Origin of the sequence: Acetobacter estunensis (assembly GCF_011516945.1) — a bacterium.
GTDB classification, from domain to species: Bacteria; Pseudomonadota; Alphaproteobacteria; order Acetobacterales; family Acetobacteraceae; genus Acetobacter; species Acetobacter estunensis.
In genome coordinates, this window is the sequence record NZ_WOTH01000026.1 from 23,200 (window position 1) to 41,405 (window position 18,206).

The following is an 18,206-nucleotide window of genomic DNA, read 5'->3' on the forward strand; positions in this document are numbered from 1 at the left end:
AAGATCAAAGCTGGCGGTCAATAGAGAGGTTCTTCGCTTCTTTTCCAGCTCTATCCCCGACGGAAAAAGCAGTCAGTCGCCATAGCGCCGATAGACAAAGGTCTCCGTCGCAGTTGCCGCCTCTGTAATGGCGGCATCCACGAGTTTGCGGTCTGTGGAACGCTGGCAGACCGGATCGGCGGCTTCGGCATGACCTGTCAGAGCCAGCGCCTGACAGCGACAACCACCCCAATCTATCTCGCGTCGATCACAACCTCGGCAGGGTTCAGGCATCCAATCCGTGCCGCGGAATAGACCGAACAGTTCGGATTTTTCCCAGATATCCCCTAGTGAGGCGTCGTGAACGGTGGGAAAGGTCACACCCGGAATCGTCTCGGCGGCATGACAGGGCAATACCCGGCCTGATGGTGTCACGTTGAGAAAGCGTTGGCCCCAGCCACCCATGCAGGGTTTGGGCTCATCGGCGTAATAGTCCGGTGTCACGAAGTCGATGGCCATGCGGTTGCCAAACCGGGTCCGTGCGGCTGCGACGGCACGTTCGGTGTCTTCGAGTTGCTGACGTGTGGGGAGAAGGGCGGAGCGGTTTTTGAGGCCCCATCCATAATATTGCGTGTGCGCAATTTCCACGCGGCGCGCGCCCAGTTCCTCGGCCAGATCGAACATGGCGGGCACACGCTCGGCGTTGAGACGATGGATCACGAAGTTCAGTGTCAGCGGCATACCGTCTTCGGCAATCAGCCGCGCGGCTGCAATCTTGCGACTTTGGGCACCTTTCATTCCACCTATGATTTCGGCCTGCTGTGGATCGACATCCTGAAAGGAGAGCTGGACATGATCCAGCCCGGCATCCGCCAGCCTTCCAAGGGAATCCCGATCCAGCAATACGCCTGAGGTGATGAGATTGGTGTAGAGACCCGCGCGCGATGCCTGCCGCACGAGGTCGGGCAGATCCTTGCGCGCCATCGGCTCGCCGCCCGAGAAATGGACCTGAAGCACGCCGAGAACGGCAGCCTCATCCAGCACGCGCTGCCAGTCCTCGGTCGAGAGTTCGCGGGCTTTCGGTTCCAGCGCCAGCGGGTTGGAGCAATAGGGACACTGGAGCGGGCAGCGATGTGTCAACTCGGCCAACAGGCTCATCGGGGGAGGAGGGGTCATGCCTTCCATATCAGCACCTGCCGCTCGGCCAAATCCTGCACCATTGCCTGCACATCGCGCGCGATCAGGTCGCGTGAGGCAGTAAAGGCAGTGGCAAGGTCGTCGATGATGGCCCGTAACGTGGTGTGTCCATCGACCCGGCGCAATATCTCAGCCGCGATTGGATCGGCCAGAAAGGCTTTTTCAGGAGCCTGCACCACCCACTGATCCCGCACTCGGTCATGTTGCAGCCGTGTGCCGCGGACAAAGGCGGGAATCCGCTCTTCAGTGAGGGGGGAGGTGTCCGTCATGCCGGGCGGAAGCAACCCGGCGGGATACGGCCCGGCGTCACATAGGCATAGTCCAGCGCGTCAAGCATGGACCACAACACGCCGCATTTGAACTTCAGCGCCCGGAGCACGGCCTGCTGCTGCTCGACTGTACGGGCGTGTTCTTTCACATAGGCCAGTGCAAAATCGGAATCGCGGGGAGCCTGTGTCAGTCGCGGTGTGAAATAGGCCAGCGTATCCTCGGTGATGAAGCTGTAATTGCGGAGCATCCCCGCCACGCGCTCGGAGATGATGGTGGGGGAGAACAGTTCTGTCAGCGAGGATGCAATGGCTTCCAGAATCGATTTCTCACCCACGAAATGCACGTAAGCATCCACGGCAAAAAGCGTGCCGGGAAGCAGCCCTTCGAGCGATTCCACATAATTCCGCTCGAGTCCGAGCCCATCCGTCAGATGCAGCCAGCGGGCGATGCCGCCTGTGCCCGGAGCATCGCCGTCATGATCCTCGATACGTCGCCGCCATTCGCGTCGCAGTTCGGCTGTGGGCAGACGGGCGAGAAGGGTGGCGTCCTTCGTGGGGATGCGGGCCTGATAGTAGTAGCGGTTCAGCGCCCAGGCCTGCACCTGAGCCTTGCTCAGCTTGCCGTCATGCAGCGCCCGGTGGAACGGATGACGGTTGTGGTAGCGCTCGGCGCCGATGGCGCGCAATGCGGCTTCGAGTTCATCGGGTGTCAGAAGCTTGTCACTCATAATGTGATCCTCATGCCGTCATGGGACACTTCCCATCCAGCGGCTTCGGCTTCAGCCCGTTCGGGCGAATCTTCCAGCAGGATGGGGTTGGAATTGTTGATGTGGATAAACACCTTGCGTTTCACGCCAAGATCGCGGAACGCGGCAATGGTGCCATCTGAGTCATTGACGGACATATGGCCCATCCGTTTGCCGGTTTTCTCACCCAACCCGGCGCGAAGCATTTCATCGTCCGTCCAGAGCGTGCCATCGAACAGGACAAGATCCGCGCCGCGCAGACGCTCACGCAGACGATCCGTCATGCGGGCACAGCCGGGGATGAAGACGATCCGTGCGTGACCATCCGTGACATCAAGACCGACTGTTTCGCCGTTTTCAACGATCGCAGCGGGATCTGCGCCTTTTTCCGCATAAAGCGGCACTTTTCCGGGCACGGCGAACAGCGTCATCGACAGACCGGTCGGCCGGCCCTCCAGTGTGGTGAGCGTATGGGTCTCGTCGAGCTTCACTTCGTTGCGTGTGACGACCGCGCGATTCAGAGCCTCAAAAATCGGGTTGGCATCAAGCTGATCCAGCACTTGCCGGGTCGCGAGAATCTCGAAGGGCTGCCGTTCGCGAAGAGTGAGAAGGCCCGTGATGGTGTCCACTTCCGCGCCCGTGAGGATAACGCCGGCGATGGGAGTCGAGCGCAGGCCCGTCTTGGGATGCAGGACGGGTGTCTGGTTGATCTGTTGACGCAGATCGGGAGACGCATTGACCACAAACCAGTGTTCACCATCGCCACTGAGGGCGATGGAAGCCTGCGTGCGGGAAGGAGCGAAAGGGTCGCCAGAGCGTGCCCGTTGGCACCCGGGGGCGTTGGAGTTCCACTGCGGGAATCCTCCGCCAGCGGCGGCTCCCAGAACGACAAGATCAATCATGACTCAAGTCCAATAAACGCAAAACGCCGCCAGCGCGAGGCGGGCGGCGTTTTCAGCGGATCTGCGGATCCTTACTTCTTCTGACCGCAGACGTAGCTGTTGATCTCGGCACCCAAAGGTACCTCAGTGATCTTCGGCGTATTCCAAGCCATGTCTCGTCTCCTTCTTTGAAGCGGCAAGTGCAGTCACGATACCGAGGAATGGAACGGACGACCAGCATGAGGATGCATGGCAGGGCATCATCTATGGTCTGTGAACAAACACAGGATTTTTACGAGCTGTTTTTCGAAATGCTCTTTTAAGAAAAGGGATTTTTTATATGTTATGTGTGCCATGGAAGCGTGGAAATCAGCCACGTGGCCTTACCCTCACATTCTTGTGAATATTCTGCGAGAGTTGTTAACGTTTGTGGGCGGTTTCCTCGGTCTTGCGGATTTTGGATGGCTTGGGAAAAAGAGACGAAGAAGAGGCTTGCGCGGGTTTTATACCTGCGCTAGAAGCCTGCCACCGCAAGGCGGGCCGGTTTAGCTCAGTTGGTAGAGCACGTCATTCGTAATGATGGGGCCAGGGGTTCGAATCCTCTAACCGGCACCACTAACCTCGCGGTTTTCCAAGACAATTTGTCTTATATGGTGAAGCGGGCAGGCGAGGGCCTTTCTTCCCGGACTCAATCCGGACTCATTGGCCACTGATCGCGCCACCGGCTCACGTGAGCGCGGGCAGGTGTCCAGTTGCAGGACGATTCTCTTCATGCCCCGGATACGCTGTTCGCTCTTCCTGGACGCCTCTGTGATGCTCTCTCGGATCGCTTCATGCCGACACGTCGCCGCGATCGATCATGGATCACTCATCAGACCCGTCAGTCGGACGACAACAACAACAACACCAAGTGATTTTTTCTTTGCTCAAAGGGTGCCTCTAACCGGGGCGCGAATAACCCCCGGAGCACGACCCTCCCAGGAAGGACCCATAGAAAATGCATGGGTTGGTATCCATCCATGCGTATCGAGCATGGTTTTCCACTCCGTCAAGCTATGCGTTTTTCGCATGACATTCCGCATTTCCTCCCCCTAACTTTCGGTCCTCTTTCTCTCCCTTGTTCTCAAAACGGTGTAACAGGTGTAACGGTGTAACAAGACCTACTAAGACACTGATATTATGAGATAAAAGCGTGTTACACCTTTTTGGGTGCCCTGTTACACCTTCAAAAAATGTGTAACACCACCCGGCACCGATTGGCTGTTTTCCGCCATTTTGCGTGTTGTGCTCTAATGAGCAAAGTATGTTATCCACAGGCAGGCCGGTCATTTTTCGCTGCGATAGGTATGCGTTGTTCGCATGGATAGAAGTGCAATTCAGGCGGCCAGAGCAAAAAAACGGGAAGAAAACCACCGCGCTGCCCGCGCGCTCCGACGCTCATCCTGATGACGAAAAAGGGCCGGAACATCGTTCCGACCCTTCTCAACTTCATACTTATCTGCGTGCTTGCGTTACCCCGCCGCATCCCCAGCATCCGAACCAAGGATGGATGGCTTCACCTGGTAGGCTCGTGTTGGTGGCAATCCGGGCGGTCGTATGACGGTTGCGGCCTTGCCACTCTTGCCTGGCACTAGAAATCCACGCTCGGTCAGAACACGCTGGGCATCGCCCCGATTAAGGCCCACGAGCGCTTCCTTCATGCCGGATGGCGTCAGGTAGAACATCCAACCGTCACGTCCGTCTTCCAGTTTTTCCCAGCGCTTCCAGCCGGCACGCATCTGGGTGCGGAATCGCTCGCCGGGTGGCTCGGCCTGCTCACCGCTCTGAGGCAATTCATCTGCCTTGGGTTCAATCCATCGCTCAAACCGGCCTTCGCCGTTCTTGGAAATGAAGTCGCGCAGCTGCTCGACAGCCTGCTCATCCTCGCGCCGCCCCGAAGTGCCACGCATCTTCAGCCAGTCATTAAAGCAGACGCGGACTAACTCGCGCGCCGTATCCTCGGCCCAGCCCGTCAGTTTGAAATCCGTCGCCAGTTCGCCACCCAGCGCGACCATGGCAAACCGTCGCGCGACTGACCGGACCTGTCCGGACGCCTCAGGCCAGTTCTGAAGATAATAGTCCGTCAGTTCGACGATGCGTGCTCGCAGAACCTCTCGCAACATGAGCAGTCCTTCATCGGAGATCCGATCGGACAGTCCGGCCAGAAAGGCGCGAAAAGGCGTGCCATAAAGTCGGCCGGTTTCTGCCCGCAGGTATTCCGCCAGTTCTCCGGCCGCATCGACATGGTGAAGAGTCTCGAACAGACCGAATGGGCCGCCAGCGTCCGCGGGGACGTCCACAAAGCGCACTTCCTGTCCTGCTTTGGTTGCGCGTCCGGCTTCCGCATTCATGTCTGCTAAGCCGCGCTCGCCGCTGGAGAGGAACAGCACGCGCCAGCGCGCCACGGCTCTGGCACCGCCTGTACGGCTGGCTCGCGCCTTACCGGTGCCGTTGGCCAGCATATAGGAGATGTCGCCCGCCTCTTTTGGATCGAGTTGCCCGAGTTCATCCAAGACCAAAAGAGCATCGCACGCGGAGAGGGCCACGCTTTCCAGAGCGTTGCCCGTGGCACGCCAGCTGCGGACGAACCCTTCGGCGCCGAGTTGCAGCGTTCCGCCGCAAACTGAGGCAGCGACGCGCAAAGCGGTCGATTTGCCCAGGCGCGATGCCCCCAGAAGGTTGAAACCGCCGCCATCCTCGCCGAGCAGAGTGAGAAGAGGTGAGGCGAATGCCGTTGCGGCCGCCAGCACGAGACGCGAGTTGCCACGGCACAGGTAACCGATGCGCTCACGCCATTCATCGACCGTGCCAGCCATGTTGAACAGATCCGGCTCGACTGTTTCCTGCTGCAACACCACTCGTTCATACGTATGGCCAAAGGTTTCGGTCGGCAGCACGTAGACCGGACCGTCGCGGAAAGTGTGCCAGCCAATCCGGCTCACGCTTCGTGCCCGCTGATCGGTTGAAATCGTGGCCAGCCATTCGGAAAAGCCATTCTTGGCGGCTGGTCCGCTGGCCAATGTGAGACCGCCACTGGCGAGACGGCTCCGTAACTCGCCGCAGTCGCCGGAAAACAGGGCGCGAGCAAACGCCTCTTCATGTCGCACGCCGTCACGGTCAGTCCAGCCGAGCAGCAGGCCCCAACCGTTTCCTTCCGCATCCCGCGTTTCGGCCAGGCACTCGATTGGTCCGCAGATAAAAGTATTTGGCTTGTCTGGATCGCCGGAATTCCGAAACAGGCCTTCCGCCTGCATCACAAACCGACGTGACACGCCTGGTGGCGGTCTACTGAACTCAGTTTGCTGCGATGATACCGGCAGTTTCACGACCTTGGCGTCCTCGAGCGCCGCTCGCACACGATTACGTCCGCGCCCCGTCTTTTGGTCCATTTTCTTCCCGGATGACATCGTTCCAGTCCCGGCCTTTCGTTTCCGGCATGGCCACACGCACAATGCGGCCCTGCTCGATGAATTTCTGACAGGCAGCGTCCAAGGCTTTCCGGGCACTTTCGTTGCCGGCGTCATTGTCCGCTGCGATGATGATGTCCGTGATGGCTTCAGGCAGTTCGAGACGGCCCATGTTGGAGAGGCTCACGGCGCAAAGGGTGCGGTATTCCGGACAGGCGAGCGCAACAGACAGACCGGTTTCGATCCCTTCCGCCACAATCACGCTTTCTCCGGGTTCGGCCATGCCCAGACTCTTGCCGGTCGCCCCGCGCCATAGGCGGATCGAACCACCTGCAAAACTTCCCAGAACTTTCTTGCTTGCCCGCAGATCCGCCTTGGTCCACATGCCCGACGCTGTCTGCACCAGCCATGTCCGGTGGACGGCTACCTGTTTGCCATTGGCACCGCAGATGGCGGCCAGCATGGCTGGCAACGGACGTTCGACCTCAGCGCACCAGACGGCGGGATTGAATCGCAGCGAGCCCGGCGCGCGTCCCATTTCGCGCAGATCGATGCCACGACCGCGCAGATACAGCTCGACCGGCGTATCCGCGATGCCTGCTGGCGTCTGGTGCCACAGCTCGCGGGCTTTGGCGCGCCGCCTTTGCTCATCGCGGTCCAGGTCCTGGTTATTCGTTTTTTCGGAAATCTGCTGTCGCGTCGGTTGCGGCACTGGGCTATCACCTATGCCGAGCCAATTCTTCGCCCAGGCCATTGCGTCACGGCGGCTACCTGCAAACAGAACGGCCGCCACCAGATCCAGAGCATCTCCTTTTTGGCCGCCGCTGAAATCGCACCACACTCCCCGGCGTGGGCCGGTCAGCCGTACGGCCAGAGACTGACCTTTCTCGCCTGCCAAGGATCCGCAGCGCCATTCGCAGCCTTCCCGATGGCCGGCACGCAGCAACTCGGGGGCAAGCGCGACGATGCGCTCCGCTAGAAGGTGCGAAAGGGTTCTGGCGTCAGGCCCGCGCACAGTCCGTATCCTTGGCAAAGATCGCACCGCTTTCATCCAGCAAAGCGCGACCGACACAGAACTCTTGCACGGCATGATCCATGCGCCGGGCGTCCGACAGGATCTCGGGCCATGGAAGAGTGTCCAGCCATTCCAGTGTCGCCTCAGATCCCGCATCGCTCTGGAGCACATGGCGGAACTGGATCAAGCCGCCTTCCACGGACCACAATGGATCCTTCAGCACTTCACAGCTCAGAAAATCGACCACGGAATCGTAACCAGTCAGGAACTCCCTTAGTGCGGTTTCGCGCCGCGCAAGGCCTGCAAGTTCGCTCACTCCAGGAGCGGGGGTGAAAGCGCGTGCCGCAGCCATCATCGCCTCAAAGGACGCGGTATCATGCCCCGATCCGAGGTAATCTCGAGAGCGCAGCATCAGGTCCAGGAGGTGATTGAGCGGCGTGTGGTTGCCGAACTGCGAGAAACCACCCCACAGCAGGCCCTGCGGCGTCTCCATCGCGCTCATGCCACGGCTCCCGCGCTTTCGATCTGCATTGCTGTTACAGCGTCAGAGACAGATACCTCCTTACGGATACGGATGCATCCAGCCGTCCGATCAATGACCGCATATCCTTCTTGGATGGATCGGATGGCCATGTCGCGCCCCGAAGCGTTCCACAACAATTTGAGCATCAATGAACGGTGCAGCCAGTTCCGCAGGGCTTTGGAACTTGCCTGCTCGCACACGCGGCACCACCATTCCACAAAAAGCGGATAAAGCTCCGGCACCTCTCCAAACGTCCCAGAGGCAATGCCAGCCGCAAAAGTTTTTTGCAGATCCGCTATCGCTTGCTGTCCGGCTGTGTAGCGCATGAGACCGATCAGCACGGGCGGGCTGGCACCCAGACGCTTGCCCACACGTTGGCGCCCCTCGGTCAGGGGTTTGCCCACTTCGGACTGTTTACCAAAGAGACTCAACAAGGTTTCGAGAGGTGAGGGCGTGCCACGCCAGTCCGCAAAACGATAGAGCGCACCATCCTTGTCCGCGAAAAATGTATACGTTTCTGCGGCGCTCATGCTTTTGCTCCCCGACGCATCGTGACATCGGCCGTGGAACGGACAGCATGCGCTTCGACCCAGGCATCAAGATCGCATTGCCTGTAGGCGATACGTCGGCCGAGCTTGATAAATGTAGGACCAGAACCATCCTGTCGGCCTTTCTGCAAAGTGCGCGTGTGCAGACCGAGATAATTGGCGGCGCTTCTTTCGTTCAGAAGCGCGGACTGGACGGGAGTGTGAGCCGCTCGAACAACCTTCGGGCGGACAAAAGCAACGGGATTCATTTCGTTTCTCCGCGATTAGAGGCGAATTAGTTCGTCTCTATGTGCGGCTCTCTATTGGTGCGTTTTTTATGCAAGAGACAACAACAAAAAATCAGGCGTTTTTTGTTGTCTCTCTCCAGCGCTGCACTTCGGCACGCAGAAAATTCGTGCAGTCTTTTTTCCATTGGTAGGCGACTGACACCGGTAACTCTTCCGGGATTATATCGCTGAAGGCTTCGAAAAAGGCATCATCACGTATTGCGTTCCGCTCAGCCTCTTTTCTTCTTCGATATTCATCCATTAAGTTTTCATATATTTCCAATGTTTTGGCAATTAGTCCAAATGTATTTGATTTGCATCTTTTTTGGAAATTTAAGCGAGAATAAATTATTTTTAATGTCTTCGATATATATGAATACAAGTCTCTTGCGCTGCAATCACGGCGGATATGGTTTTCATGGGTTGCCAAACTAAGTTCAATTTTCGTCAGGAGATCAGGCATTGAAAGACGCTCTTTCAGTTCGGCAACTGTCAGCAATCCCGCCTCAGCTTCACGCTTTCTGACTGTCTTCCTAAGAACGCTCTCTAATGCTCTGATGCGGCCCTGACGTTCGTTTTCATGAATTGCCTTGTCAGCAGAAATGACTTGTTCAGCTATTTTTTTGAAAGAGGCATTTTCGGAAAGCAGCCAAAGGCGATACCCTTCGGCGATCCAGTCCTCATGTAGTTTTTTGGGTGGTGCACCTCGTTTTGCGCCGACCGAGACGTAGGCCCGCGCTATGCGTGTAAACGCACTCTCGCCGATGTCCTGCAAAAGACGTTCCGCAGTGCGCCGGTCAACCGGTTGTAAACTGTCCAGCCAGTTCTTTTTGTCGGAATCCGCCATAGAAGCCCCACGCCAGCCATCCCCACGCGCAAGAGTTGATGGCGCGGCCGGCCAGACGTGGGGTTCCGGCGTCCGGCGGCCAAACCTAGCCGCGCCGTCCAGCAGCATCGGATGCAAACCGGGAACAGGCAACGTCTGGTGTACTGTCCCCACCATGGGGCAAGTGAAGATCATCATGACAGCTCTCCTGTCAGAGCCCGTGCGCCAGCGCGCATCGCCTGCTCGTCACTGAAGAAAATGGGGTCAATCGCCCGTGTCAGATCACGTCCTGCGACCCGAAACGGCATCTTGATACTGTTGATCATGCTGTCCGTTCTCCAAGGTATTTCACCACATCGTGAGCTAGACTGATAGCAATCTGAATATCTGGATTGGTCTTTTCAGATTCAAATACGTGTAGATACTCAGGTAGACGCTCCATTACGATTAGAGATTTTGCCACGAGATCATCAGATGTATTTCCCGATATTTCACCAAGACGACCGAGAAGGAGATATTTCTGATCTAAAAGATCATTAAATTCCCGGTCTGAGCAGGCAGGAAGACGTTCGAGGGCCTTGGATACTTCATGATATGCGTGGGAAAGCCCGATAAAGCTGGTATCGGCTATGGCTTTCGCTCCAGCTCGTGCGTAAGCGCATATGGTTACCGCATCGGGTGAGCCTATCTCGCGTATAGGCTGGTCGCGCCGGACGCTCCATCGTTTCTCTGGTTGATAACTCATCGGATCTCCTGTCAGGGCCTGTGCGCCAGCGCGCATTGCCTGCTCGTCACTGAAGAAAATGGGGTCAATCGCACGTGTCAGGTCACGTCCTGCGACCCGAACAAGCGTCGGGAGAGTGCTTGCAAGCGCCAGATAGGCCGCTCGGATGCTCGCTGGATCCGTCTCTTCCAAGGAGATTGCTTCGTCGAGTAATTCCAGAGCGATACCAACCTGGGCGCCTACATCCGAAAGCGTCTCGCACCTTGTAAACGGAGCCAGCTTGATGAGAGCAGCCGCCAAGTCGGCCGCGACATCGGCTTGTCGATTGGCTTCAATCTTGCCCATTCCGCTCGCTGTCCGTGCGCGTCCCTGGGCGGAGTCCATGTCCTCAAAAGCAGCGCGGCGTCGGCAGGCCAGTTCGTAAGCGTGAAACGCACCGGCAGGTCCCAGACGGCTTGGTGGATAATCTTCGCTTACTTCTTGGTTATCCGGCGCCGCAGCTTCCGTGCCCTCAGCCAGTGAGCGCACCAGCGTCTCCACCAGTTCGGACATGTACAGGCGTTGCGGGTTCTTCGGCAGACTACCGTCCGTGTCTTCAATCAGCCGTGCCAGGGCGCGTGCGCCGTCGATGGTCATCGCCCGTCGCGCACGGATACGCTCCACCTCATCCCAGAAGCGGTCCGCGTAGCGCTCAGCTTCATCGTCCGGGATGGTGTGATCGTCTTCCTTCCGTCGCAGTTCCGCTGCCTGCCGGCAGATGTCGATCAGCTCGGCATCCGCCAGTGGCGGGGGATTGGCCAGCATGGTCATGGTATCACGGCCAGAGGCAAATTCGGCCCATTCAGATGCGGAATCCGCGCATGGCTTGCTTGCTCCGGTCCACACTGAAAAGGCGACTTGTCGGGCGAACCAGCCATCCCATGTGGCCGGCTTGATATCCGCCATCGCGCGTATGCCATCCGTTGTTTCGGCAAAGAGCGGATCCGCTTCAGTGTCATCCACCGTTGCCCGTGCTCTCAGTTCTTTGGCGGTGACTTCGCGAGCCTGTTGAATCAATCCGTGGTCCGCCACGTTGAGCGCGTGCGTGCGGATAGGGAATGCCTGGGCGAGATCGGCCGTGCTTTCGTGAGCCGGGATCGTGCCGGTTTCACCATTCATCGGATGGCCTCCACCGCATAGGCGCGGCCAGACGTGACCGGATCGGACGAGCCGAACCCGAATACGGACAGGGCGATCAGGAGGGAGACAAAGAGGGCCACCGCGATATTGGCGCGTGACTCCGCTGCCCGCACGGATGCGGGTGTGCTATGGGCGTTCTCAGCCATTGCCGAACCTCAGCTTCGGTTGTGGTTAGGACAGGCGAGAAGGTGCGAACTTCACGCCTGTCCACCTTGCTCTTTGACGCAAGGTCGCTACAATGTCGCGATGTTATGAGTGATCGTCAAGTGAAATATCGCCACATGGTAGCGAAGTAGAATGAACGCCTCACAATGCAAGATGGCGCGGGTCGGTCTCGGTCTCGGAGTCCGTGAGCTTGCTGCACTCGCGGATGTATCCACCAATACCATCACTCGCTTTGAACGCGGCGAGGTGCTCTATCCTCGGACTGTGGAAGCGATTCGATCTGCCCTAGAAGCTGAAGGCGTGGAGTTCATCGCAGAGAATGGCGGCGGAGTTGGGGTCCGGCTAAGGAAGGAATGAAACGGGCTCTGATGCTGGCTGCGGTGACACTGCTTGCTGCCTGTTCGGGCCACACACGGCTAACTCCTCGGCAGGAAGCTAGGCGCGATCACACGAAGCTGGTTAATTGTAACGAGATATCCAACCGGACTGCGAGAGGACGGTGTCTGATGGCGGAATCCCGGCGTCACTACCTGTACGAGCATCCGCTGGGGCAACATAGGCCGCGCGTTCGGTAAACGGCAACCCATCGCACCACACTATTGTCGTATCCACAGAATTTCCCTCGGAATCTTCTTGTCTTTCGCTACCTAGAGACTCAATCCCCGCTCCAACGAGAAGCGGGGATTTTATTTAGTAATGTTTTTTAATGTCTTATTTCCGCTTTTTGCCATTCGGTAACATTTCCGCGACCCGCTCCTTAAATACTGTGATAAGCGGCGCATCTATATCCTCTAACGAGTTAGTTAGTATTTCTCCACCCAAGCCTTCACCAAAATCAAACTTATATTTAAATTCTTTGCTTTCATACAAATCAAATAATCTTCCAGCACGCTCCTTCCCATAGAATATCACGAATTTACCTTTATAATCTCTATATTCAATGCCATCTATAGCAGAGAACAACTCATCAGTATCAGAAAGAAATGCTAATCGTTTTTTGGTATAATCATACACTTCCAATTCAATAGCAGATGGAATAGGATCTGGCTCCTTCGTCACATCCACATCGCCCTTCGGGGCGTCGATGACTGCAAGCGGCTTCTCTGTCTCTTTGTCTTTGGCCGGCAGATCCAGACGCTGCAATATCCTGAGGTTGATGAATTCACCAAACGCACTCTTTGTAAGTTCGGTGTACTCTGCCATAGCTTTAGAGCGGATATTGCTTAGACCAATACCTTGAAGAAGAAGTCGCACAAACGGATCGCTTGGCTCTTTAGCAAGCAGCTCTATCTGCTGAACGAGGTTTTGGAAGATCAGCTTTCTTTTAGCTTCGGCTCCGATATTTTCTGGATCAAAATTAGACTTTTGCAGGCTTTTCAGCCCGTCTACCACAGAATCCTCTATCTTGCCTTTAGCGATGTCGTGAAGGTCGAAAGACAAGAAAGCGTTGGAATCCATCATATTTGGCTCGTCCGAGTCCGCGAAGAACTCATAGACCATTCCATCTGTGATGACGCCCATCTTCACAGTTGGCGCTGCGTTAAAATATGACCGTAACTGTCCCCTGTCGTCTTTTAATTCAGCTCCAAGCGCCTTGCACTCTATAGCAATAACAGGCTCGCCATTCTTCAATATCGCGAAATCCACCCTGTTCTTGTACTTATCAGAGAAATCGGCATTATGCTCGGGGCATACTTCATCGGGGTTCATGGTATCGTAACCCAAGAAGTTTATTAAAGGCAGCACAAGAAAAAGCTTGGTTGCTTCCTCATTATTGCAACGCGTAGAAATACTGATCATTCGCTCTGAGAACGATTTAAACTTCTGACGAAAATCGTCTGACATCGGGCCGAATCCTGACATGTCCAAAATGACAGGGAAAATCTATTGCATCCAAGGAAAGAAAATGAAAACACACACCCACGCGGGACACTTATGATGAAAATCACCTTTTCTTTCGCTTCGGATGGCTCCGAATCCTTACCTTCGCGTGCCTTGGCAATATCAAGAATGATATTCAGTTCGGTAAGAACCGCAGAACATCAAATAAGTTTTTGAGATTTCTCACAAGGTGTCTCATGCTATTCCGCTGATCTTAAAATTGGGTCAGCCAATGCTCGCCTCTTTCCGTGTCATGGCCGCGCTCTGTGTGGCACTGTTCTTCGCGCCGCTGTCTGCCACGGCGCGTGGGCCACAGCCTCCCACACTGCCGCCGACAAGTGAGACTGCCCCTTATGTCGAGCCGGACGAAGGTCAGCTTCTGGAGCATAGGCACTACACGAACCGCGCGATGGCCGAGTGATTCATTCTCCTGCTCACACGCGCAACGGAGCATCGCCTCCGGGCGCGTCCGCCAAGTGTGGCGACGGGTCGTTCAGCTTCAGTCAGCATCATCGCGGCACATGCTCACGGCATGGTGGCGTGGACCAGTGGCTCTAGGCGGAACTTCGGGTGGATCAGTGCGCGGAAGCACTCTCCCGCACCACATCCAACATCTGCTGCGCAATGAGAGCATGAGCACGTCGCGTCGGATGATATTCGTCCCACCAGAGATGGGCGTCTGGATCGCCGCAAACTTTGCCGGGTGCAGGAAGCGTGGGCTGACATGGATGGACAACATCTGACAGTCGTTCTGGCTGGTTATTTGCGAGAAGCTTCTCGGTCGCGTTGCTCCATGAGAACCAGACGATGTGTGATCCCGCAGATGCTGTGATCGGCTCGATAGCGGTCTGAGCACGCCGATCGTATTCGGCCTGAAAAGCGCGCGCTTCCGCCGCAGCATGGGGGTCTTTCGCAACCGCCGGCACGCGGTCGAGACTGTAGGCACCGAAGATCAGGAAATGCCGCGCCCCGTGCTGTTGGAGAAGTTCGATAGCTCCCTTCATCTCCTGGGCGCATTGCTCAGCGATTGCCGGGAGCGGCTGCGGCGTAGCCATATCTTCGTGGAGAAAGAAATCGTTGGCGGAGGCGCCGAGAACGTACAGGGCGGCTGGATCAAGACGGGGTCTGGCGTAAATGAATGACAACACCTGCCCCCGTAGACCGGTGTCCCGCCAGCCGTCCAGCCATGTGTAATAATTCCCGCTACCGCATCGTGCACCACCGACCGCCACATTCTCGATGGGTGCTCCCATCTTGTTGGCCAAGTCCTCAACCGCAGTCGGGCCATTGCTCCACCGTCCTTTCCAATAGAGCCCGGTTTTATCATCCGCGGGCAGAACGACCGCCTGCGGAATCTTGGCATTGACGGCCTCACTGGAAACGGTGCGTGAGGCGCCACTGTCGCTATAGCTGTCACCGAAAACATAGAGCCGACTGAATGGGATTTCGGCCGCACTAGTTGGCATCGCCAGTATCGTTGAAACCATGGCCGAGACCGCACTGAAGAGAGCAAGACTGCGACGCATGACGGTGGCTCCATACCGGTTCTATTTTACCAGGACAGGCTGGGCTCATTGCCGCTGCTGGAGATAGAACAAAAACGTCATCCAACGATGATGACTGAGGTTATTCACGTCGCAATATCGTCTCCAAAAATCGTACCGTTTTCGGTCCGGACGATGGCGAATAAATCGCTCACATTGTGGAACGAGAGGGACGTGTCAAAACCCACTTGAGACTTGTCCCGAGAGAGACGTCAGAGGAGACTTGCACCACTGTGCGCCATTCACTTGAGACATGCTCCGAGAGGGGCTGTTTCAACCGATGCGCCAAATTGCGCCATCCACTTGAGACATGGCCTGGACGGGTCGTTTTTGACGCTGCGCCAAATTGCGCCATCCACTTGAGACATGGTCTGGGCGGGTCGTTTTCGACGTTGCGCCAAATTGCGCCATCCACTTGAGACATGATCTGGACGGGTCGTTTTCGGCGTTGCGCCAAATTGCGCCATCCACTTGAGACATGATCTGGACGGGTCGTTTTCGGCGTTGCGCCAAATTGCGCCATCCACTTGAGACATGGTCTGGACGGGTCGTTTTCGGCGTTGCGCCAAATTGCGCCATCCACTTGAGACATGGTCTGGCAGGGTCGTTTTTTGGCGTTGCGCCAAATTGCGCCATCCACTTGAGACATAGATCTGTCGGCTCTTTAGCCACGCCAGAAAGCTGGAGAAGAGGCGGTGATTCAGGGAGCGATTACGCCTCAAAATGTCGGGTCAAGCCAGGACATTGATTTTTATATGTAATTTCTCGCGAGAGACATTTGTCTTGCTGTCGTCAAGCGTAACCACTTTGCGATATTTCTGTGAAATGTCAGCCAGTTAGGTGGAGACAGTAGAGGGCGCCATTTCCGAAAAAGTGCAACGCTTGCGAACAGTATCAATGACGGGAGAATATCGCGCACAAGCTCGCATTTATGGCTGTTTCAGAGCCAGCTAGATCCGTAACACCCGCTTGCGCCAAGCGTAACATTTTGTCGGAAGTTATGGGGGGAGTGCTCCAAGCACGCAATTGAGGTCGCCTGCTGCAGGCTCCTCTAGTGTGAGGGGTGACCCCGAAAACCGTGTCACCCCTGATGCTCGGGGGTCGCGAGGCAGAAATACGGAGAGCACTCCGACCGAGAGCGAACAAACGGCCGCATTGGGTAGACCTTGTCCGATATGTGCCCAGGCGAAGAACGGTGCGGCCGCGTCAAGACTGGATGCTCATCCGCGAAAGACGCCTCAGTTGTGCGACGTCACCTTGGACGCTTTGGTGCTGCCTGTAGGTAGACGTGGCAGCATTTTGCTTCGACGGCCAATTCCTGAGGGGGGGAGTTTTAGCAGGGCGTCCCGCACTCTCGGACAATAGGCGATACACTCGGTACCAATGGTTCACGACATCAGTGAGGCCAAGCTGGTGTGCTCGCTCCAGCCGGTCAGCAGCCACACTTCGGGCAGACAAGCCATGTAGTCCGACGAGGCGGCCGGCTTCATCTTCTGGCGAGAGATTTTCCTTTTTCGAGTCTTTCATCTTCACCTCCAAAATCAATCGTGCGGAGTGATGGTGAATGAAGGGTTAACTCGAAACATTCCTCATACGCCGTTTACCAATCGAAGAATGACCTCACATTTCTGCCCAATCGGGTATGAAGAATCATCTGTATGGAAGATGGTGCTTGAGGATCTGTGGTCTGAAAGGATTACACGTACGAAAATTGCCGAAGATATCCACTTGCCTCAAGAAGAAGTCGAAAAGCTTCTTTTTGGACTTCTTCGAAGCGTGAATCATGAGCGAAAATCTAAGGATATTGGACGTCATTTACATCTTGTGAGTGGATAATTCACTTTAAACCTCTTTTTCTGAAGGCTTTGATGATTTCTTCCTGCACGATCCGGTCCTGACGTCGTGAGACCGTAGAGTTGACGATTTGTTCAACTGGTAGAACGGCTTTGTAATTTGGGGCGCGTGGGGTGAAACGGATGATTTGGGCCACTTTTCCCGGTCCAACCAATTTGTAAATGCCTGTTGGAAGCCCTCGGCCGCGCTCCCGTGCAATGAAATAGTCGCTTCGCTGACCGGCTGCATTTCTTTTTCGTTTTTGAAGACGTGCAGCGGTCCGTTCGCTCATGTTCATGTAGGCAGAAGTGCCTGACATCAAATTGAAGCGGGAGAGTATCTGGATCAGAATTCCTCGGGGAATGTTTCCGTAACGATCAAGCGGAGCATCTTTCCCTGGAACTGCATATTGCCCTTGCGACAAGGCAGCGAAATCTCGCTCGAATTTTTTCATGTCACGGCGACCACCGTGTATTTCCGGCCCCAAGTATCGAACAGCGGGCGTACCCTTGGGAGCCATGTCTTTTGTCATAACGGCCGCCTCCAGCTTGTTCGGAGTGGCTGTGTCGATCCAGAAGCTATTCAGCGTAAACGGTTTGGGTCGATCAAAAATCTCTTCCATTCGGTCACGCACTTTTAATCGTGAACCAATAGCGAGGCGATTAAGAGCATTTGCTGCTGCTCGTGGGATTTCCTTTTCTGATAGCGCGCTTAAATCTCGCATCAGTTTCTTACTGTCGACATTTACTTTGAGAGTAATGGCCATAATTCTTTCTCAATTTGATGAATGCCATAAGGTATCAGAAACTTTTCCAAGACTTCGTAAGGAAAGTTCAGGCAGTCGTAGCGATGTCCGGCAGATCTCGACACAGATCGCTGCAATCCGCACAAGCATCATCCCTCAGGCGCTCGATAACTTGATGCCATTTCTTCTGATCGGCGGCCAAATGGCCAAGATGCTGACAGGCCATTCTTTGCTCATCGAAGTGAAAGCCTTGTGAAGCCGCCAAGACGTGATTCGACACGGTTAAATTCATCTGAGCGTAGACTGGATGCTCTAAGGTAGAGGAAGCGTAACCATCCGGCGAGAGACGCGGGCGTATTCAGGCGGCGATGGTATTGTGGACCTGCTGGTGGGCTTTCCAGTGCCAGGGCAGGAGTTCATGGAGGCGTGGATTGGGAAT

At 56.0% G+C, this 18,206-nt stretch carries 22 protein-coding genes and 1 tRNA gene; 6 read left to right on the forward strand and 17 right to left on the reverse strand.

The window, feature by feature from the left end; genetic code table 11:
* Positions 1-72: 72 nt before the first annotated feature.
* From pqqE to pqqA, 5 genes are all read right to left on the reverse strand, one after another.
* Complete coding sequence (gene pqqE / locus GOB87_RS11675; protein ID WP_166316868.1) at positions 73-1,164, reverse strand: pyrroloquinoline quinone biosynthesis protein PqqE; 1,092 nt, start codon at positions 1,162-1,164, stop codon at positions 73-75.
* Entirely contained in the window at positions 1,152-1,445 is a 294-nt protein-coding gene (pqqD, locus tag GOB87_RS11680; RefSeq protein ID WP_166316871.1) for a pyrroloquinoline quinone biosynthesis peptide chaperone PqqD, read from the reverse strand. Before pqqD ends, pqqE begins: the two co-directional genes overlap by 13 nt.
* Positions 1,442-2,173 (reverse strand): pyrroloquinoline-quinone synthase PqqC, encoded by a 732-nt coding sequence (pqqC, locus tag GOB87_RS11685; protein WP_166316874.1) that lies wholly within the window; start codon positions 2,171-2,173, stop codon positions 1,442-1,444. The genes pqqD and pqqC overlap by 4 nt, the downstream gene beginning before the upstream one ends.
* Positions 2,170-3,093: a pyrroloquinoline quinone biosynthesis protein PqqB gene (gene pqqB / locus GOB87_RS11690; protein ID WP_166316877.1), complete on the reverse strand. Its 924-nt coding sequence runs from the start codon at positions 3,091-3,093 to the stop codon at positions 2,170-2,172. Before pqqB ends, pqqC begins: the two co-directional genes overlap by 4 nt.
* Positions 3,094-3,164: 71 nt before the next feature.
* Complete coding sequence (pqqA, locus tag GOB87_RS11695) at positions 3,165-3,245, reverse strand: pyrroloquinoline quinone precursor peptide PqqA (protein ID WP_010666882.1); 81 nt, start codon at positions 3,243-3,245, stop codon at positions 3,165-3,167.
* 366 nt (positions 3,246-3,611) lie between these two features.
* Between pqqA and GOB87_RS11700 the strand changes: the two genes are divergently transcribed.
* Together GOB87_RS11700 and GOB87_RS11705 are read left to right on the forward strand one after the other, a co-directional pair.
* Positions 3,612-3,687, forward strand: a tRNA-Thr gene (locus GOB87_RS11700).
* A gap of 137 nt (positions 3,688-3,824) precedes the next feature.
* A complete protein-coding gene (locus tag GOB87_RS11705) occupies positions 3,825-3,986 on the forward strand; it encodes a hypothetical protein (protein WP_166316880.1) in 162 nt (53 codons plus the stop codon).
* A gap of 597 nt (positions 3,987-4,583) precedes the next feature.
* Here GOB87_RS11705 and GOB87_RS11710 read toward each other — a convergent pair.
* From GOB87_RS11710 to GOB87_RS11745, 9 genes are all read right to left on the reverse strand, one after another.
* Entirely contained in the window at positions 4,584-6,518 is a 1,935-nt protein-coding gene (locus tag GOB87_RS11710) for a DUF927 domain-containing protein (RefSeq protein ID WP_166316883.1), read from the reverse strand.
* Positions 6,472-7,533, reverse strand: a complete 1,062-nt coding sequence (locus GOB87_RS11715) for a DUF7146 domain-containing protein (RefSeq protein WP_373320732.1) — start codon at positions 7,531-7,533, stop codon at positions 6,472-6,474. Before GOB87_RS11715 ends, GOB87_RS11710 begins: the two co-directional genes overlap by 47 nt.
* Complete coding sequence (locus GOB87_RS11720) at positions 7,520-8,035, reverse strand: hypothetical protein (RefSeq protein WP_166316889.1); 516 nt, start codon at positions 8,033-8,035, stop codon at positions 7,520-7,522. Before GOB87_RS11720 ends, GOB87_RS11715 begins: the two co-directional genes overlap by 14 nt.
* A complete protein-coding gene (locus tag GOB87_RS11725) occupies positions 8,032-8,586 on the reverse strand; it encodes a hypothetical protein (protein WP_166316892.1) in 555 nt (184 codons plus the stop codon). Before GOB87_RS11725 ends, GOB87_RS11720 begins: the two co-directional genes overlap by 4 nt.
* Positions 8,583-8,852, reverse strand: coding sequence for a helix-turn-helix transcriptional regulator (locus tag GOB87_RS11730; protein ID WP_166316895.1), 270 nt, complete (start codon positions 8,850-8,852; stop codon positions 8,583-8,585). Before GOB87_RS11730 ends, GOB87_RS11725 begins: the two co-directional genes overlap by 4 nt.
* Before the next feature lie 66 nt (positions 8,853-8,918).
* Complete coding sequence (locus GOB87_RS17170) at positions 8,919-8,987, reverse strand: hypothetical protein (RefSeq protein WP_368040904.1); 69 nt, start codon at positions 8,985-8,987, stop codon at positions 8,919-8,921.
* A 903-nt stretch (positions 8,988-9,890) separates the two neighbouring features.
* Positions 9,891-10,022 carry a hypothetical protein gene (locus GOB87_RS16990; RefSeq protein ID WP_264806307.1) on the reverse strand — a complete coding sequence of 44 codons (132 nt, stop codon included), beginning with the start codon at positions 10,020-10,022 and terminating at the stop codon, positions 9,891-9,893.
* Positions 10,019-11,578, reverse strand: a complete 1,560-nt coding sequence (locus tag GOB87_RS11740; protein WP_166316898.1) for a hypothetical protein — start codon at positions 11,576-11,578, stop codon at positions 10,019-10,021. Before GOB87_RS11740 ends, GOB87_RS16990 begins: the two co-directional genes overlap by 4 nt.
* Positions 11,575-11,745 (reverse strand): hypothetical protein, encoded by a 171-nt coding sequence (locus tag GOB87_RS11745; RefSeq protein WP_166316901.1) that lies wholly within the window; start codon positions 11,743-11,745, stop codon positions 11,575-11,577. The genes GOB87_RS11740 and GOB87_RS11745 overlap by 4 nt, the downstream gene beginning before the upstream one ends.
* 172 nt (positions 11,746-11,917) lie before the next feature.
* Between GOB87_RS11745 and GOB87_RS16845 the strand changes: the two genes are divergently transcribed.
* Entirely contained in the window at positions 11,918-12,121 is a 204-nt protein-coding gene (locus tag GOB87_RS16845; protein WP_242006360.1) for a helix-turn-helix domain-containing protein, read from the forward strand.
* A 354-nt stretch (positions 12,122-12,475) separates the two neighbouring features.
* Here GOB87_RS16845 and GOB87_RS11750 read toward each other — a convergent pair whose 3' ends face one another.
* Positions 12,476-13,609 carry a type I restriction endonuclease gene (locus GOB87_RS11750; protein WP_166316904.1) on the reverse strand — a complete coding sequence of 378 codons (1,134 nt, stop codon included), beginning with the start codon at positions 13,607-13,609 and terminating at the stop codon, positions 12,476-12,478.
* 268 nt (positions 13,610-13,877) lie between these two features.
* On the opposite strand from GOB87_RS11750, the gene GOB87_RS16610 reads away from it, so the two are divergent.
* Positions 13,878-14,066, forward strand: coding sequence for a hypothetical protein (locus GOB87_RS16610; protein ID WP_198911716.1), 189 nt, complete (start codon positions 13,878-13,880; stop codon positions 14,064-14,066).
* Positions 14,063-14,203: a DUF3761 domain-containing protein gene (locus GOB87_RS17175; protein ID WP_217408766.1), complete on the forward strand. Its 141-nt coding sequence runs from the start codon at positions 14,063-14,065 to the stop codon at positions 14,201-14,203. The genes GOB87_RS16610 and GOB87_RS17175 overlap by 4 nt, the downstream gene beginning before the upstream one ends.
* Positions 14,204-14,220: 17 nt before the next feature.
* Here the strand turns inward: GOB87_RS17175 and GOB87_RS11760 are convergent, their stop codons facing one another.
* Together GOB87_RS11760 and GOB87_RS11765 are read right to left on the reverse strand one after the other, a co-directional pair.
* Positions 14,221-15,171 carry an SGNH/GDSL hydrolase family protein gene (locus tag GOB87_RS11760; protein ID WP_166316907.1) on the reverse strand — a complete coding sequence of 317 codons (951 nt, stop codon included), beginning with the start codon at positions 15,169-15,171 and terminating at the stop codon, positions 14,221-14,223.
* Positions 15,172-17,026: 1,855 nt separating this feature from the next.
* Positions 17,027-17,788, reverse strand: coding sequence for a hypothetical protein (locus GOB87_RS11765; protein ID WP_166316910.1), 762 nt, complete (start codon positions 17,786-17,788; stop codon positions 17,027-17,029).
* On the opposite strand from GOB87_RS11765, the gene GOB87_RS11770 reads away from it, so the two are divergent.
* A complete protein-coding gene (locus GOB87_RS11770) occupies positions 17,781-18,023 on the forward strand; it encodes a hypothetical protein (protein ID WP_166316913.1) in 243 nt (80 codons plus the stop codon). The two genes, GOB87_RS11765 and GOB87_RS11770, sit on opposite strands and share 8 nt — an antisense overlap.
* Positions 18,024-18,206: the final 183 nt, after the last annotated feature.